General features: G+C 43.7%; 17 protein-coding genes. 9 read left to right on the forward strand and 8 right to left on the reverse strand.

Annotated features, from left to right (window positions below):
- Nucleotides 1–84: 84 nt before the first annotated feature.
- Entirely contained in the window at nt 85–387 is a 303-nt protein-coding gene (locus ACQQ6X_RS22485; protein ID WP_305167108.1) for a hypothetical protein, read from the reverse strand.
- Nucleotides 388–678: 291 nt separating this feature from the next.
- On the opposite strand from ACQQ6X_RS22485, the gene ACQQ6X_RS22490 reads away from it, so the two are divergent.
- The 5 genes from ACQQ6X_RS22490 (at nt 679) to katA (ending at nt 5386) form a co-directional block, all read left to right on the forward strand.
- A complete protein-coding gene (locus ACQQ6X_RS22490) occupies nt 679–1584 on the forward strand; it encodes an NUDIX hydrolase (RefSeq protein WP_305167109.1) in 906 nt (301 codons plus the stop codon).
- Between the two features lie 30 nt (nt 1585–1614).
- Nucleotides 1615–2106: an NADAR family protein gene (locus tag ACQQ6X_RS22495; RefSeq protein WP_305167110.1), complete on the forward strand. Its 492-nt coding sequence runs from the start codon at nt 1615–1617 to the stop codon at nt 2104–2106.
- Nucleotides 2103–3002, forward strand: coding sequence for a TIGR02452 family protein (locus ACQQ6X_RS22500; protein WP_305167111.1), 900 nt, complete (start codon nt 2103–2105; stop codon nt 3000–3002). The genes ACQQ6X_RS22495 and ACQQ6X_RS22500 overlap by 4 nt, the downstream gene beginning before the upstream one ends.
- A gap of 38 nt (nt 3003–3040) precedes the next feature.
- The gene (gene cysC / locus ACQQ6X_RS22505; protein ID WP_305167112.1) at nt 3041–3643 is read left to right on the forward strand and encodes an adenylyl-sulfate kinase; all 603 of its coding nucleotides are present in this window, start codon (nt 3041–3043) and stop codon (nt 3641–3643) included.
- A gap of 285 nt (nt 3644–3928) precedes the next feature.
- Nucleotides 3929–5386: a catalase KatA gene (katA, locus tag ACQQ6X_RS22510; protein ID WP_305167113.1), complete on the forward strand. Its 1458-nt coding sequence runs from the start codon at nt 3929–3931 to the stop codon at nt 5384–5386.
- 109 nt (nt 5387–5495) lie between these two features.
- On the opposite strand, the gene ACQQ6X_RS22515 is transcribed toward katA, so the two are convergent.
- The gene (locus tag ACQQ6X_RS22515) at nt 5496–6959 is read right to left on the reverse strand and encodes a DHA2 family efflux MFS transporter permease subunit (RefSeq protein WP_305167218.1); all 1464 of its coding nucleotides are present in this window, start codon (nt 6957–6959) and stop codon (nt 5496–5498) included.
- 136 nt (nt 6960–7095) lie between these two features.
- Between ACQQ6X_RS22515 and ACQQ6X_RS22520 the strand changes: the two genes are divergently transcribed.
- On the forward strand, nt 7096–7671 hold the full coding sequence (locus tag ACQQ6X_RS22520; RefSeq protein ID WP_149033205.1) for a TetR/AcrR family transcriptional regulator: 576 nt from the start codon (nt 7096–7098) through the stop codon (nt 7669–7671).
- A gap of 189 nt (nt 7672–7860) precedes the next feature.
- On the forward strand, nt 7861–8112 hold the full coding sequence (locus tag ACQQ6X_RS22525) for a YolD-like family protein (protein ID WP_063210480.1): 252 nt from the start codon (nt 7861–7863) through the stop codon (nt 8110–8112).
- A 310-nt stretch (nt 8113–8422) separates the two neighbouring features.
- Here ACQQ6X_RS22525 and ACQQ6X_RS22530 read toward each other — a convergent pair whose 3' ends face one another.
- Entirely contained in the window at nt 8423–8752 is a 330-nt protein-coding gene (locus ACQQ6X_RS22530; RefSeq protein WP_305167114.1) for a DUF3817 domain-containing protein, read from the reverse strand.
- Between the two features lie 414 nt (nt 8753–9166).
- Here ACQQ6X_RS22530 and ACQQ6X_RS22535 point away from each other — a divergent pair, with 414 nt between their 5' ends.
- A complete protein-coding gene (locus ACQQ6X_RS22535) occupies nt 9167–11206 on the forward strand; it encodes a fibronectin type III domain-containing protein (RefSeq protein WP_305167115.1) in 2040 nt (679 codons plus the stop codon).
- A 62-nt stretch (nt 11207–11268) separates the two neighbouring features.
- On the opposite strand, the gene ACQQ6X_RS22540 is transcribed toward ACQQ6X_RS22535, so the two are convergent.
- From ACQQ6X_RS22540 to ACQQ6X_RS22560, 5 genes are read right to left on the reverse strand one after another with little or no spacing between them, the layout of a single operon-like run.
- Nucleotides 11269–12669 (reverse strand): HAMP domain-containing sensor histidine kinase, encoded by a 1401-nt coding sequence (locus ACQQ6X_RS22540; RefSeq protein WP_305167116.1) that lies wholly within the window; start codon nt 12667–12669, stop codon nt 11269–11271.
- Complete coding sequence (locus ACQQ6X_RS22545) at nt 12660–13319, reverse strand: response regulator transcription factor (protein WP_305167117.1); 660 nt, start codon at nt 13317–13319, stop codon at nt 12660–12662. The genes ACQQ6X_RS22540 and ACQQ6X_RS22545 overlap by 10 nt, the downstream gene beginning before the upstream one ends.
- Before the next feature lie 37 nt (nt 13320–13356).
- Nucleotides 13357–14115, reverse strand: coding sequence for a lantibiotic immunity ABC transporter MutG family permease subunit (locus ACQQ6X_RS22550; protein WP_305167118.1), 759 nt, complete (start codon nt 14113–14115; stop codon nt 13357–13359).
- A gap of 1 nt (nt 14116) precedes the next feature.
- A complete protein-coding gene (locus ACQQ6X_RS22555; RefSeq protein ID WP_305167119.1) occupies nt 14117–14848 on the reverse strand; it encodes a lantibiotic immunity ABC transporter MutE/EpiE family permease subunit in 732 nt (243 codons plus the stop codon).
- Between the two features lies 1 nt (nt 14849).
- Entirely contained in the window at nt 14850–15557 is a 708-nt protein-coding gene (locus ACQQ6X_RS22560; RefSeq protein WP_305167120.1) for a lantibiotic protection ABC transporter ATP-binding protein, read from the reverse strand.
- A gap of 150 nt (nt 15558–15707) precedes the next feature.
- Here ACQQ6X_RS22560 and ACQQ6X_RS22565 point away from each other — a divergent pair, with 150 nt between their 5' ends.
- A complete protein-coding gene (locus ACQQ6X_RS22565) occupies nt 15708–16835 on the forward strand; it encodes an NAD(P)/FAD-dependent oxidoreductase (protein WP_305167121.1) in 1128 nt (375 codons plus the stop codon).
- Nucleotides 16836–16878: the final 43 nt, after the last annotated feature.

Here is a 16878-nt window from a genome sequence, read left to right on the forward strand (position 1 = left end):
TCACAGGATCGGCAGTTTTAGTTTAAAAACCTTCTGATGGTTCAATTGGATTCATCAGAAGGTTATTTTGCTATGTACTTGAAATCAATAGTAGCTGCTTGAATTCAAAGAGCTTATGATAGCAGGCAATAGAGCGACAGCCAAAATGATATAGACAACAATTACAATAGCGGCCCAAAGCAGGCCTGCTTTAGCATAGTTCGCTTTGCTCGGATTCGTCGAGCCACTAAAAGCCCACACAAACAGCATAACAAGTCCAACTACCGGTATAGCCATCAGGAGTAAACTGATCATCCACTCCTTGAATGAAACAGGTGGTGGGTAAACAGGCGCTGGTCTGGATGGTGCTCCTTGTTGGTTGTATTGCGGATTTAACGAGTTAGACAATTGGATCTTCTCCTTACGTGTTTAGTATGTTGTGTTTCCTATATTGTCCAGAACATCATACATGATATGACAATAAGCAACAAGTAAAATTCACTAAACAGTCTAATAGTACTATCATTTGACCTGAAATAGGTCTATTCACCCTATTGACGAAGCATTGATTATGTATTAATGTATTGATATTATCATTTTGTTTTTATCAATTGATTAAAATTAAAAAATATATAAAGCATTCGTTGCTTTTGAACCAAAAGCGATGATGCCCCAAATAGAAGCAGGTAGGTGACACAAGTGACAGATGGATCGAAACACAACCACAGTGGCTTGACGGAAGAACAATTTTTGGCCCTTTATGATGCGAATCAATATGAGCGTCCGTCCGTAACGGTGGATATGCTGCTATTTACTGTAATGGACCAGATCCAGCAGAATTACCGCAAGCTGCCGGAGAAAACACTTCAACTCCTATTGATCCAAAGAGGAGAGCACCCTTTTATAGGGCAATGGGCATTACCTGGCGGTTTTGTGGGTATGAATGAAAGCCTGGAAGAAGCTGCACGACGCGAGCTTAAAACCGAAACCAATGTGGATCAGATTTATATGGAGCAGCTGTATACTTGGGGAGATGTGGCACGTGATCCGCGTATGCGGGTAATCAGCTGTGCTTACATGGCACTAGTCGACCATGAATCCTTGGAGGTACAGGCAGGGGATGATGCAGCAGATGCTCAATGGTTTGAACTGGATTACACTGTGGCTCAGGAGACGCGGACGAATCAACCGGAAGGTTACACATGGGAGCAGAGCATTAACATTACATTGAAGCATGCGGACATCCTTCTGTCAGCCAAAGTGAAAGTAACTGAAATTCTTAAGGGGAAAACCATAGAAATGAAGCGAGAAGTGCTGGATTCACAGGGAATTGCTTTTGATCATGCCAAAATTATCGCGTACGGTATTGAGCGTCTACGCAGCAAAATTGAATATACAGATATCGCGTTTCACCTGATGCCGGCTCTATTTACACTGAGTGAGCTTCAGCAAGTGTATGAAATTATTTTAGGTAAGGAGCTGTTAGCCGCAGCTTTTCGTCGTAAAATAGCAGATCTCGTGGAAGAAACCAATGAGTACAGGAAAGCGGCCGGACATCGTCCGTCCAAGTTATACCGATTTAAACCACGGTCACGTTTTATATAGCATATAAGGAAGAAGAAATGAGGATTATTCGTGGAAAAGTTTACATTTTTTTATCGCAGTCATTCGCCCTTTTCACAATGGTACCCTTGTGAATTTGTCGTGGACGGATTGGAGTTTAACTGTGCCGAGCAGTATATGATGCTAAAAAAAGCACAGCTTTTTGGGGATGAAGAGGTAGCACAGAAAATTTTGCAAGCCTCCACCCCAAGGGAGCAAAAAGCCCGTGGTCGCAGTGTGCGTGGCTTTGACCAATCCTTGTGGGAAGCAAATTGCCGGCAATTCGTGTATGCCGGCAATTATGCCAAGTTCACCCAAAATGTGAATTTGCTCAAGCACCTGCTTAAAACGAAAGGAACTACCCTAGTTGAGGCTAGTCCAACAGACACCATTTGGGGGGTAGGCTTAGCGGAAAACGATGCACGTATACAGCACCGTAAGTTATGGCGTGGTACGAACTGGCTGGGGGAAATATTAACGAATTTACGTGAGGATTTATTGCAAAAGGAGGACTCTTCGTCATGAAAAATACAATGACTTCCCGAAGTAATCGGGATACCAGGTCACATATGGCGCATGAAACACTGTCCATTTTGGAGAATGGGCATTATACGAATACCAAACAGGTACAAGTAAATATAGCAAAAGAGGTAGAGAATGCGGTCACAGGCTCGAAATTATACAAGCCTGCTCAACTGGTGGCTATAAAGCAAGAGGCAGAGCAAAAAATAAAAAATATATGGGGGGCTTCCTCCCATGTAGGCGAACAGGCGATCATTGGAAAGATGGAAGTTACGGGAGAAAGTACGTTGCAGGCCGCACATAGACTCCAGGTTGAGGAGAAGCGGGGATATGTAGCATGTTTAAATTTTGCATCAGCCAAAAACCCAGGGGGCGGATTCCTTGGAGGCAGTCAGGCTCAAGAGGAAAGCTTGGCTCGTTCATCAGCGCTGTATCCGTGTATTTCACAAATGGAGGAAATGTACCAACATAATCGGAAGCTGCGCAGCTGCTTTTATTCAGATTATATGATTTATTCTCCGCAGGTTCCTGTTTTTCGTGATGATCAGGGAGCATTGCTGGAAAATCCGTATCTAGTCGATTTCCTGACTGCGCCTGCTGTAAATGCTGGAATCGTGCGTGAGCGTGAGCCAGAGCAAGTGCACCGGATTGGACAAGTCATGTTGGAACGCATTCGTTACATATTGGGAATGGCCATGCAAAACGGTGTACAACATCTTGTGCTTGGTGCTTATGGCTGCGGGGTATTTCGTAATAAGCCGGAAGAGGTTGCAGAATGGTTTAAGCAAGTGCTTGTGGCTGAAGGATATGGACTGCTGTTTGAGCGGATTGTCTTTGCAGTATTGGACCACAAAGCAGAGCAGCGTACTTTAAACAGTTTTAAAAATGCTTTATCCTGATACTAGAGACCAATTAAAATAAAATAGGAGAGTGCTGAATGAAGCCATCTTCCAATATTACTTGGCATGTATCAGAAGTTGATAAGCAAGCTCGGCAGCTTCTGAACGGACATAAAAGCCCGGTGCTTTGGTTTACGGGGCTGTCTGGCTCGGGAAAGTCAACGGTATCCTCTACTCTCGAAAAAGCGTTATATGCACGAGGCATACGTACGTTTATTTTGGATGGGGATAATGTTCGGCATGGTTTAAATCGCAATTTGGGTTTCCTGCCCACTGACCGCAAAGAAAATATTCGTCGCATTGCAGAAGTGTCCAAGCTGATGGCCCATGCGGGTATTCTAACGATTTGCGCTACCATTTCGCCATATCGTGAGGATCGTGAAATGGTAAAGGATATTTTACAACAGGAAGGCTACTACGAGATTTATATACAGTGCAGTCTGGAGGAATGTGAGCGACGTGATCCAAAAGGAATGTACAAAAAAGCACGAGCCGGGGAAATTCAACATTTCACGGGGATTGATGCTCCATATGAAGCGCCACTGGAACCTGATTTAATCGTATCGACTGAAGACCGGGAGGTGAGTCAGTCGGTACAGGATATTCTGGATTTTCTCGATAGGAAGCAGTTGCTATTATGATTTTATGATGAAATCCAGATGAATATTGTCTGAAAGCCTTTATAGCCAAACCTGAAGAAGTATCAATAAAATCATTATAGAACGTAAAAATTGAAGTGATTTTATTGTAAATAATTACAGTACTGTACTATGGCAAGCCTTATTGGGCTTGCTTTTTTGTTTTAATTTAAACTAATTCTAAATCCTAAATTATAATTATTATAAAAAAGTATTGATTTTTGTTTGTGGGCAATTTATAGTGAAAGGCACATGGTCAACCAATTCAATCAAGAGGTGATTTCAATTATGAGTAACCAACCAACGAACCTGACTACAAGCTGGGGCGCTCCTGTTGGAGATAATCAGAATTCGATTACAGCTGGCTCACGGGGGCCTGTACTAATTCAGGATGTGCATCTGCTAGAAAAATTGGCGCATTTTAACCGGGAGCGTGTGCCGGAACGCGTTGTTCATGCCAAAGGTGCGGGGGCACACGGATATTTTGAAGTCACTAATGATTTGTCTTCATATACAAAAGCAAGTTTTTTGTCTGAAGTAGGCAAGCGTACTCCGATGTTTATCCGTTTTTCTACTGTGGCCGGTGAGCTAGGTTCATCTGATACTGTACGTGATCCACGTGGTTTTGCGGTGAAATTTTATACAGAAGAAGGGAACTATGATCTCGTGGGCAATAATACGCCTGTTTTCTTTATTCGAGATGCCATTAAATTTCCTGACTTTATTCATACGCAAAAACGTCATCCCCAAACGCATCTAAAAAACCCGAATGCAGTCTGGGATTTCTGGTCCTTGTCTCCTGAATCGCTGCATCAGGTAAGTATCCTGATGTCTGACCGCGGTATTCCCGCTACACTGAGACATATGCATGGTTTCGGCAGCCATACGTTCAAGTGGATAAATGCTGAGGGGCAGGCCGTATGGGTGAAATATCATTTTAAAACAGAACAAGGCATACAAAATCTTGATGTAGATTTAGCTGCGAAAATTGCCGGTGAAAACCCGGATTATCATATAGAAGATTTGTTTAATGCGATTAAAAAGGGTGATTTTCCGGCATGGAAGCTTTATGTGCAGATTATGCCCTTAGAAGACGCAGATACGTACCGTTTTGATCCGTTCGATGTGACCAAAGTATGGTCTCAAAAGGATTACCCGCTGATTGAGGTAGGGCGTATGGTGCTGAATCGCAATCCTGAAAACTACTTTGCTGAGGTAGAGCAGGCGACATTCTCGCCGGGTTCATTTGTTCCTGGTATTGAGGCATCCCCAGATAAGATGCTGCAAGGACGCCTGTTTGCCTACGGCGACGCGCATCGCTACCGTGTAGGTGCAAATCATAATTCGTTGCCGATCAACCGTCCGCATGCGGAAGTACACAACTATCAACGCGACGGCGCATTGCGCAGTGACGGTAATGGTGGGGGATCTGTCTATTACGAGCCGAATAGTCTCGGTGGACCGAAAGAAACACCAGCTCACAAAATCGCTCCATTTGAGGTGGCTGGCGAGGCACAAAGTGTAGCTTACGATCATAACGATCACTATACACAGCCAGGTGATCTGTACCGCTTGCTTAGTGAAGAAGAGCGCTCACGTCTGGTTCGAAACATTGTAAATGCGATGAAGCCCGTAGAAAGTGATGAAATCAAACTGCGTCAGATCGGTCATTTCTATAAAGCGGATCCTGAATACGGACGCCGTGTAGCTGAAGGTCTGGGCTTGACTGTTCCGCAAGGCGAATAGATTTATTTTCCAGCTTAAACCAAAAGGCTGCTTGACCATAAATAAAATGGTTAGCAGCCTTTTAGTTTTATTCAGATATTTGTAATTTCGGATGACACATCTTTATGAATTAATGCATCGGTGCTTTGGCAGTGCCATGTTCAACATGAACTCTGCGGATGAAAAACGCAAGAATCAGACCGACCACGCTGATGATCATCGCAAAGAAAAATGAATGCTGAGATCCGATTACCATGGCATTGGCCACTTCATTTACGGACTGAGGCATGCTGGATTGGCTCAAATAGCTATCCATGCCTTTGGAGAGAATACTTACCGCTACGGCAGTACCGATTGCACCAGCGACTTGCTGGAGGGTACTCATAATAGCCGTTCCATCTGGGTATAAATCCATAGGAAGCTGGTTGAGGCCGTTCGTTTGAGCTGGCATCATAATCATGGAAATACCGATCATCAAGCAGCTATGCAGCACAATAATGAGTACAAGCGTGGATGTCGTTGTAATGCCGGACAGGAAAAACAACACAGCCGCCACGATCACAAGTCCTGGAATCACAAGCCATTTGGGACCGAATTTATCGAATAAGGAGCCCATAACAGGCGACAAGAGACCGTTGATAATCCCACCTGGCAGAAGCACCAAACCTGCTGTTAGAGCAGATAAGGCCAGCCCTTTTTGCAAAAAGAGTGGAAGAATCAGCATGGTAGAAAGGATCGTCATCATACATAAGAACACCATGATAACGCCGATCACAAACATTGGATATTTAAATACACGCAAATTCAGCATAGGTGCTTTCATTTTCAACTGTCGTACAGAGAACAGAATTAACGATAACCCACCGATGATCACAGGAAGCAAAACAATCAGGCTGGTCCAGCCTTCGCCACCTTCACCGGATTTACTGAAACCAAACACGACACCGCCGAAGCCAATGGAAGACAGAACAATAGATAAAAGATCAATCTTGGGCTTGGTTGGTTCTGAGACATTCTGCATAAATAAAATACCACAGATCAGAGAGAGAACCAGGAACGGCAGGGAGATCCAGAAGATCCAGTGCCAAGATAAATTTTGCAGTACCAGTCCAGCAATGGTAGGCCCTACCGCAGGTGCAAACATTATAACCAGTCCGATGATTCCCATAGCCGCGCCTCTCTTTTCAGCCGGGAAGATAATTAAAATCGTATTAAACATCAATGGCAATAACAGCGCTGTACCCATAGCCTGCAAAATGCGTGCAATCAATAACACCGAAAAGGTAGGGGCAAGGGCCGCAACGAGACAACCAGCTATTGAGAACAGCAACGATGTAACAAACAACTGTCTTGTTGTAAAGGTTTGAAGCAGCAATCCCGATACAGGCACTAAAATACCGAGTGTTAGCAGATAAGCGGTGGTCAGCCATTGAGCTGTCGCTGTGGTGATATGCAAAATCTGCATTAAATCATTCAACGCAATGTTAAGTGCCGTTTCACTGAACATCCCAATAAAGCCACTAAGGAGCAGGGCAATCATAATAGGTAGCACCTTGAACGTTTTGGGTTCAGAGGGTGAACTTGTTTGACTCATTGTACTCATGTTGTTTTTGTTCCTCCAATAAATTAATGGGTATTGAATTATAGCGATCGGTCTATATATAATAAACATGCTATTATTTTTTTGTCAAAGTAAATGTTTAAATATTATATAATGAAGGATGCTGTATATGGCTGCTAAACCCGAATCATATGAGAATATCGTACAAACGGCGTCGAGGCTCTTTTTTCACCAGGGGTATCATGCGACCGGACTGAATCAGATTCTTGCGGAGAGTGGATCACCGAAGGGATCACTTTATTATTATTTTCCGCAGGGTAAAGAAGAGTTGGCTTTGGAGTGTATAAAAAGAGGAAATGAGTTTATTAAGCAAAAATTGAAACAGGCACTGAACGGAAACGAAAATCCTGTACTAGCCATTCAGGATTTTATTCGTCATACAGCTGAGGAGGCAGACCGTCTCGGCTTTGACAGCTTCATGCCGATTGGCTTCTGGGCTGCTGCGGAAACTTCCTGTATTAGTGAATCACTACGTCATGCCTGTGTGAATACGTTTACAGATTGGCAGCATATCTATATGGAGCGCCTTCAGGAATCGGGTTTGAACGAGGAAAAGGCACACAGTCTGGCGGTACTGATCATTTCGATGCTCGAAGGGGCATTAATTTTAGCCGTTACACAACAGAGTAGCGCTCCTATTTACAATATCGTGGATTACATTCCACAGTTGGTCAAATCATTTTAGCTTTCTGTTTTCAAGCACCTTAATAAGCCACCAACAGTGACTTTAGAAAGTCGATGTTTTCATTTTTGAAAACTCGGCTTTTTGGTGCATCCCCGGACATAATTTTACTCGCATTACCAGTTCCAAATGATGAAAAGTATGGTAAAATAGAATGAATTTGATTTTGCACGAAAGGAAGAGTGATAGCAAGTGGCAAAAGCGAAGGTACCCAAACGGCCTACTCGGGATGAATTTGTACTGGAGGAAATCGGGAATCAGCTTGTAGAAGCACAACAAGAGCAATCCGAAGTTGTATTGACCGTATGGGGACGCGAAGAAACAACCCGTGGACAAATCGTTAAAATGGACCCGAGAACAGGCAAGGTTCATGTAGAGAGTAATGGAGAAACGGATAAAGTTCCTTTTATGGATATCATGAGTGTAAATTACCCGAGAGATTAGTTGTGATTACATAAATATAGCAAAAGGGGATGGAATGAATGTCAAAGTTAGGCGTCTCCCTTACAATCGGTATTTTTACGGACTTTTTGCTTATTTAGCTATAGTAGGATATCTCAAACGTACCAGCCAGGATGACCCGTCAAATGATGGCTATTATGAATTTTTGGAAAATATCGGGAACTAAAAATTATTATTTGTGAATAAAAAACAACCGATGGTTGTAAACCACTCGGTTGTTTTTTTTAATATTTTGCAGTATAAGTGGTGAAAGAGCGCCGCATTGATGCATCGACCTGGGCCTCGTATCTGTTTATGTTGCTTTGATCGGGCTGGCATGACTGGCACGTGCTTCGGCTTTCTTAAGCACCTTACGATCGAAAATGAAGGGGCCGAACGGCAACAGCGAGGCAATCAAGGCTGTAAGACCTTGTAATAGTGTAATTTTACGTAAAATCAGCATGACTGCAATTGCAACCACATAAGCCACAAACAGCACCCCATGGATCATACCGACCCAGCTTACCATTTGCGGCATTCCAGCTGCGTATTTAAGTGGCATGGCAATACATACAAGCAGCAGATAAGAAATCGCTTCAACATTACCAATGAACCCAAACGTCTTAAAAGCATTTTTGAACATAGGTACATCTCCTTTTTTATTACTTAAAATTTAATATATCCTATAATGTAATACTATTGAACGGTAGAAAGTTACGATATATCGAATATTTACAGCTAGCTTTTAATATTTCCTCTAATACTAGGGCAACAACGTTTGGTTTGTATGGCTTAGCGTAAGAAAAAAATGTCTAGTTAGCCAAGCTCAAAGGCTTTGTGTATATGGACATTTCTAGGTTAACATGTACCCAATTACTAAAGAATGCTAGTGTCAGGTCTAAACATTTTGTATGGAAATTCCGATAACAGTTAAATGAACGTCTGTACGTTATGGTATTTATTTTAAAAGCTGGATTACAGCAGAAGGGTTTGTGAGTTTACTTATTTATTTTGACAACATAAAATTTCAATACTGGTATCAAGGAGAGCATAAAACATGAATAAAAAACGTTTGCGTCAATGGATGGCTCCGTTCGCAACGGCTACGCTGATTTTGAATACGGGGTATGGCATTTTGGTACCCGATACAGTAGCTAGCGCGTTGCCGACTGAAAGGCATAACTCAAATCTGACAGGTTTGAACATACCACAATCACATACCAAATTAGCGACCGTTCAAGGACGCCATATACCGATCACTTCTAGCACGAAATTGACTACATTAACCGGTCAGAAGCCTAATATTAACCAAGTGATGAAATTAATGTCGACCCAATTGGTTACTGCGAATATTGCGCCAGTAGAGGTAAGCAATCTGACAGCGATTCCTACAGAAACAACAAAAGTGAATTTGTCATGGACCAATCCAACGGACATCAATTTTGACCACGTAAAAGTGGTTAATGTCACTAACGCTGTATATGAAGATAACATTCGAAGCAACTCTTATATGATGAGCGGTTTACAGCCGAATACGACATATACCTTTCTCGTGAAAACGGTGAATAAGAGCGGCAACGAATCTCAAGGTAAGCCAATAACTGTAAAAACAGCCTCTACTGATGTTCCTGTAGATAAGACACCCCCAGGAGAAGTAAGCGGGCTGGCAGCGACGAATATAGGATATAATGGATTTACCATCAATTACATATTGCCTAAAGATGCTGACTTAAGCCAAGCGATTATTTATTTAAATGGTACAGAAATTCAGAAAACCACAGGCACGTCTTACACGTTTAATGTCTTAAATGCTGCTACAGCCTACACTGTAATGGTCAAAACGATAGACAAATCCGGAAACATATCTCAAGGAGTTAGTATTCCGGTTACAACGTCTTCAGTCTCTACCGATATCGTGCCCGAGGTGACAGGTGCTTCAGTGACATCAGTAAATAACTATAGCGTTACTGTATCCTGGACAAAACCTAGCGGAATTAGTACGGTCAGTCTGTATAAGGATGGGCAGCTGGTAACTGATTCAACAGGATCATCCTATACATTTAATAATCTTTCGGCAAGCCAGACATACACGTTCACGATAAAATCCAAGCGAAGCACAGGTGCGTTGTCCTCCGGTGTGAAGTTGACCGCCACAACGAACAGTACATCCTCCAATTCGTCAGAAGTGTCCAATCTTGAAGTCGATAGCAAAAGCGACACCTGGATCAAAATTACCTATGATATGCCAAGTCGAGCAGAGAGGGTAAAAATCTATGTTGATGGTGATTATAAAGGAACTACAACCTCAGAATCCTATAAAATAACGGATTTACGAGAAGGACGCTGGTATGAGATTAAGGTCATAACCGTAAATAGTAGTGGAAGGGAATCAAGTGGTGTAAAGATATCTGAGCGCACGAATTCGGATGGTTACTACTCTTCGTCCTCTAGTTCATCAAACTATGAGAAAGCGAGAGATTTAATGCGAATTGCGGAAAACAGTCTAAATGCGTCCGACTGGCGTTCTGCCAGAGATGCGATTAGTGATCTGCCAACTGGTACACGTAAAAGCGATCTGCTGGACCGACTAGAGGCTATTCGCAATAGAGCATTAGGCACCAGTAGTACATCGTCCGGGACGAGTTCAACTACAACGACTTCAGGCACTACGACGAGTTACACGAACAATGCGGTGGCTTCATATTCAACATCGTTCACCCTGACACAAGGAGCTAGAACAGCTTATGTTGATGGTCGGGCTACAACGATAGCTCAGGCGCCAAAAATCATAAATGGGGTAACGATGGTCCCGTTACGCTTTATCAGTGAACGGGTGGGTTATGATGTAAACTATGAAAAAGGGACCAAAAAGATCATTCTGAATCGTCCTACAGACGGCAAACAAATAGTACTTCAAGTCAAGAATTCAACCCTTGCTGTATATGAGTTAAACAACTCTCGGAATTATTCGACGAGCATCACTGCTCCGGTTATTGTTAACGGCTATACGCTGGTTCCATTACGAGTCATCAGCGAGCTTTCGGGTTATCAGGTAAACTATAATGCAGCATCCAAACAGATTACGATTACCAAGTAAATATTCTGTAAAAAAAGAGTTCTAAAGTAAAAAACTTTAGAACTCTTTTTGTTAGGAATTTATCATGACGTCGATGATACACGGATTGGTATCTCAATACTTACTTGTCCGCCGCCTGTCCGGGTGGAGTTGGTAGTGATCAGCTTTCCGCCGTGCAGGTTCACAATGGATTTTGTTATGTACAAGCCCATACCGTAATGTCCAGTTAATCTTCTGGACGAGTCGCCCATATAAAATTGCTCGGCTGCTTGCTTAAGGCCTTCCGCAGAGAAACCTGGGCCTTCGTCTACGATGCTGAACTGAATACAGTCTCCCACAGACTCCACAGTCAGCCGGATCTCGCTATATTCTGGCGTTTGATCCACCGCATTAGAAGCAACATTCATGATGGCCCGCTCAAGCAGAACTGGGTCTATATACAGCGTCTTAGGAAGGTTAAATGCAGCAAATACGACAGAAATTTTTTTGACAGCAGCCAGAGCCATTACCTGATCTTTTATCTTCGTTAGATAGAAGTCAGTATCTATTGTTTCCGTCTGCAGAGTGGCCACTGTTTCCGCTTTTGACATTTCAATAAGCGTCTTGATATACTGCTCCATTTGCCTGATGCTCTCCGCTATATAATCAGTATAGTTCTTCTGCTCCTCAGATTGCTCGGTTTCGGTCAGAAGCTCTACGTTTCCGCGAACGATAGTGAGAGGTGTTTTGATATCGTGTGCCAGGGCGGATATTTGCTCACGACGTGATCTTTCGAGATTCCATTGTTTCTGAAGCGAAGTCTTTAATGTTTCTTTCATTGTATCCATGGAATGAAGGACCTGATCGATCTCCATCACGCCACTGAGCTGAATTGAAAAGTCCAGATCCTGCGCTTGAATTTGCTTTGTAGCCTGCTGCAATCCATTCATTTTGTGTGTCAGCTTTCGTCCGAAGTTGGAAGCCAGTAAGACACCTCCTCCCAGGAAGGCGATGCAGAACACGGCAAAAAAGGACAATTCCGCGTTCGGCAGATATTGACGCAGGATAGGAGGTTCAAACTGAGCCGAGACCGAATAGCGCATCACAGTAACTTTATCATGATGTGAGACTTTTACATAGTTATAGGGAAATTGATAAGTAGTATCCTTTTGCTGCGTCACATTCCAAGCGGCTTGAGCCTGTTTTTCAGAAAGATTACCCTCAACGAGGCGGCCTTTTGAAGTAAATAATGCGTATTTATATAGTTTCTGCCGAGAATCCGGCTGCAGGGTTTTCCCGGCTTCAATGATTGTCTTGTCCTCACGCACCTGATTCTCAGCATAGTTTGCGGGGAGAATGATCCCACAAGACATCAGGACATAGAAGATGAGGACCAGGATGAGTGCGAGTGCAATCGTGCCAGTACAAAACATAACTAAATAACCCAGGAAAATGTTTCGCAGTTTGGTTGTTTTGCGTGCTTGCTGTACTTTGGTTACTTCCATCGGTACCCGATCCCCCAAACTGTCTCCACTGGCGAAACCCCTACTTTGCCAAGCTTGGCCCGGATATTTTTGATATGCTCCACGATGGTGGCGGAATCGCTGTCCCCATCAAAGCCGAAGACGGCTTCGTAAATTTGTTCTTTAGAGAATACCTGGCCCCAGTTCAAAGCTAGAAATTTACATATTTCATATTCACTTTTGGTAAATGGGACTACTACATTTTGAACAGTGATTTCCTTGCCGGACAGGTTGAAATGAACTTCCCCAATGCAGAATACATTACGTCGTTCGCGATTCTCCCGTCTGAGATGGGCATTGATTCTTGCGCGCAGCTCTCCAGCCCCAAACGGCTTGACAATATAATCGTCTGCTCCTTCCCCAAGACCCAACATCACATCGTTTTCCATGGATTTTGCTGTGAGGAACAGGATGGGACAGTCTACCTTGCTGCGAATTTCCCGACAGAGTACGTACCCATCCATGGTAGGCATCATCACGTCAAGCAGTATGAGGTCAAAGGCTCCAAGCTGCATGGTGAGAACCTGTGGGGAGTTGGAGACCACCGTGACAACATGGCCATCTTTCTGCAAAATATTTTGAAGGAGTGCCAAAACGGCGGGTTCATCATCAACGGCCAACAAGTTTGCCATGTTTAGTTCACTTCCCTTGCTTTCTTTACTCTAATCTTTATTCCGACGAATTTTGTCCTTCCCAACGACAAATCCATAACCCTAATAATACCATGATGACTAAGGTCCCTACTACGCAATATCTGATTCCCCAATCAAGCTGTATAGCTTCAGGAATAAATTCTGTTGAGCTTACACCGTATTGCACCCAAATCGTAATGAACCGGGCCGCCCAAGCAGAGGGAATGAATATCCAATTATGATCACCCAGCCCTGTAAGAAGCAAAGCGGACAATAGACTCTCCATGATGCCCAGACCGATGGAAGCTCCCTTGCCAAACCGCAAACTAATGAAAAAATGCAGAATATAAAGGAATACACTGGACATAAACAGAATGCAGGCAGCCAACACATAAAATTTCAAGCCATACGGCGACTCTCTCATAAAATAGATATAGCCAGCCCCAAAGCCGCCGGAGGCAAGCAGCACACTACCAAATCCCAAGATCAGTAGCAGGATAAGCTTACTCAAAAAAGGTAACAGCTTCATTGGCGAGGTCAAGAGCTGCTGGAAGTTCCCAGCGACTGATTCCTGCTCAACAGCAATGGAGCAGACAATACCGATCATGGTAGGAAGAGCCACTGCCAGGATTTGCAAATAGCCCTCCACCTTCGAAATCGGTGAGTACGGAGTAAAGGAATAATAGGCTAGAAAGATTGCTATGCCTAAAAGCGGCACAAGCAGCTGTACCAGCAATAAGGGCTGCCTTCTTAGTTTAAGTACATCAGATTTCAGATTGCGGAAGAAAGATATCATCTTATTTAGCCTCCCGTTTGCGGAAAGACATGGCCGTCAGTGCGGACAGAATCATGAATAGACAAACTGTGATCACTAGTCCGGGCGCAATTACGCCTCGATCCAAAAGTGGATCTCCTGAAGGCACAGCAAGCCCGTTAGGCAGCACTTGAATGACGGCGCACATCAATCGCGCTGGAATAGCATAGGGCACGGCCCACCATACAGAAGATGTTGCGAACAAGATCGTGCAAGCTACGTTACCCAGCATATTGATGATAAGAGTGGCAAACATGCCTATTCGGTCCGTTAGAAACAGGCAAAGCGGAATTTGCCACAAAAAGGTGATGAAGAGTATCAGAGTTGCAGCGACGCTTCCTGCTAGTGTCACGGAAGTTGAAAACACGAATCCGCCGAGAGTTATGCCTATAAATAGGATAATAAAAGAAAACATTAAGAGTCTTACACAAACTCCGATTTTACCGTACCATACCTGAGCTGAATCCACAGACATTCCGAGGATAGCATGGTATTTCAACTTCTTGCCATCCTTTTGAATTACTCCTGAACACATTAAGGTTAGGGCACCTGGTAGTAGCATGATATACCACCAATTGTAGCTGGCGCTTTGGAACATATGTCCTCCCATGAGTCCGGTACATAGAAGAAGAGTAACGATGGGGGCCAGCCAGACCAGCTTTTTCGTAAAGGTGCGCTTTAATTTGAGATGTTCAGCGGCTATGTATTGCTGCATCCTACTCACCTCCTTTTCGGTATTCCTGTGCAATCTGCATGAACAATGATTCCAGGTCTTGCCCAGGAGTGACGGCCTCTTGATAAGCTAATACGCCGCCGGCAATGATACCGACATGATCAACAATTTGTTCGACTTCGGATAGGATATGACTGGAAAGAATTACGGTAATTCCTTGCTTCGGGAAGGAGCGAATCAGCTCGCGTTGCTCCTGAATGCCGATAGGGTCTAGTCCGTTGGTTGGCTCATCTAGGATCAATAGCTTGGGATGATTGAGGAGCGCAATGGCAATGCCTAGTCGCTGTTTCATCCCCATCGAGAACTGACCAGAACGCTTTTTTCCGGTATGGGTCAAATCAACAATACTCAATACTTCATCAATCCGTGAATCAGGCAATCCCAGCAATGTTGTACGAACCTTAAGATTCTCTCTAGCTGTCAAATTCTCATAGAGTGGAGGGGATTCGATCAGCGCGCCGATCTGAGCGAGATCTTTCCGCGACCAAGGTTTTCCTTGAAAAAAAATCTCACCAGCTGTCGGGCGCAGCATGCCGGTTAGCATTTTTAAGGTGGTTGATTTTCCTGCCCCATTTGGACCGAGCAGTCCATAAACGGAATTCTCTTGAATAGACAACGCGACGTTGTTCACTGCCTGCTGTCGTCCAAAGGTTTTGCAGAGATTTTTTGTCTGTAAAATAATGTTATCCATATCATTTCATCCTTTTCATTCGTTCTGACAACTACTTTACAGATCAATTCTAAGAACTTTATAAGGATTGAAATATTAATGTTTCAAACTTTATGCATTCAAGCAGTATTCGCTATAATGGATACAGTGATGTAGGAAAGGAATGTAATCATGAAAAAGGTTATCGTAATCGGAGCAGGAATTCTGGGGGCATCGACAGCATATCAGTTAGCAAAAATGGGAGCTAATGTCATTCTGGTAGACCGCAAAGATAAAGGACAGGCTACGGATGCAGCTGCTGGCATTATCTGTCCCTGGCTATCACAGCGACGTAATAAAGCTTGGTACCAGCTAGCCAAAGCGGGCGCACGTTTTTACCCCGAGCTGATTGAAGAACTCAAAAGCGAGGGAGAAACAGAAACTGGCTATGCTCAAGTTGGGGCTCTCAGTATTCATGATGATATAGAGAAAATCCAAAAAATGCAGGAACGGGCACACTTACGACATACAGATGCACCGGAAATCGGTGAAATTACGCAACTCAATGAAAAGGAAACCCATGAACGTTTTCCTTTATTAGTAGATCGATATCATTCTGTTCATATTAGCGGTGCCGCACGTATAGATGGTCGTGCGCTGCGTGATGCGTTGATCCGATCAGCACAAAGAAATGGGGCAACCCTTATCCATGGGGATGCTGTGCTTCAATATGATTCCGATCATGTAACCGGAGTAACGGTTGGTGGAAACAGCTTTTCGTCTGACGTAGTCATTGTTTGTGCTGGTGCATGGGCAAATCAACTGATGCTGCCTTTGGGCATTCGCTTTAAGGTTAGCTTTCAAAAAGCACAAATCATGCATTTGCAGATCCCTGCTGGGCAAGATACAGGCACCTGGCCTGTAATCATGCCACCTTCTGACCAATATTTGTTGGCGTTTGATCAACAGAAGATCGTCATAGGGGCGACTCACGAAAATGAAATCGAAGGATACGATACAAGAGTAACAGCAGGCGGGATGCAGGAAATCCTAAATAAAGGTTTAGAATTAGCACCTGATTTAGCAAATAGTACTTTTCAGGAGGTAAGAGTTGGTTTCCGTCCTTTTACACCCGGGTTTCTACCGGTGCTTGGAGCTGTTCCTGGCTGGAACGGCCTTATAGCTGCCAATGGGCTTGGAGCATCCGGGCTGACCATGGGGCCCTTTATTGGAAGCCAACTGGCAAAGTTAGCACTTGGGATGGCTTTGGATATCAACATCGATGATTATGATATTCGAAATACTATTGATGAAAATTGATTCTCCAAGGTAGACAACATTAGATAGCATAAGAAGCCGCCAT

Source organism: Paenibacillus ottowii, assembly GCF_050516475.1.
Taxonomy (GTDB): Bacteria; Bacillota; Bacilli; order Paenibacillales; family Paenibacillaceae; genus Paenibacillus; species Paenibacillus ottowii.

Coding starts and splice junctions, on each gene's coding strand:
- ACQQ6X_RS22500 (WP_305167111.1), top strand. CDS start 2,103: ATGAAAAATACAATGACTTCCCGAAGTAATCGGGATACCAGGTCACAT.
- cysC (WP_305167112.1), top strand. CDS start 3,041: ATGAAGCCATCTTCCAATATTACTTGGCATGTATCAGAAGTTGATAAG.
- katA (WP_305167113.1), top strand. CDS start 3,929: ATGAGTAACCAACCAACGAACCTGACTACAAGCTGGGGCGCTCCTGTT.
- ACQQ6X_RS22515 (WP_305167218.1), bottom strand. CDS start 6,959: ATGAGTCAAACAAGTTCACCCTCTGAACCCAAAACGTTCAAGGTGCTA.
- ACQQ6X_RS22520 (WP_149033205.1), top strand. CDS start 7,096: ATGGCTGCTAAACCCGAATCATATGAGAATATCGTACAAACGGCGTCG.
- ACQQ6X_RS22530 (WP_305167114.1), bottom strand. CDS start 8,752: ATGTTCAAAAATGCTTTTAAGACGTTTGGGTTCATTGGTAATGTTGAA.
- ACQQ6X_RS22535 (WP_305167115.1), top strand. CDS start 9,167: ATGAATAAAAAACGTTTGCGTCAATGGATGGCTCCGTTCGCAACGGCT.
- ACQQ6X_RS22540 (WP_305167116.1), bottom strand. CDS start 12,669: ATGGAAGTAACCAAAGTACAGCAAGCACGCAAAACAACCAAACTGCGA.
- ACQQ6X_RS22545 (WP_305167117.1), bottom strand. CDS start 13,319: ATGGCAAACTTGTTGGCCGTTGATGATGAACCCGCCGTTTTGGCACTC.
- ACQQ6X_RS22550 (WP_305167118.1), bottom strand. CDS start 14,115: ATGATATCTTTCTTCCGCAATCTGAAATCTGATGTACTTAAACTAAGA.
- ACQQ6X_RS22555 (WP_305167119.1), bottom strand. CDS start 14,848: ATGCAGCAATACATAGCCGCTGAACATCTCAAATTAAAGCGCACCTTT.
- ACQQ6X_RS22560 (WP_305167120.1), bottom strand. CDS start 15,557: ATGGATAACATTATTTTACAGACAAAAAATCTCTGCAAAACCTTTGGA.
- ACQQ6X_RS22565 (WP_305167121.1), top strand. CDS start 15,708: ATGAAAAAGGTTATCGTAATCGGAGCAGGAATTCTGGGGGCATCGACA.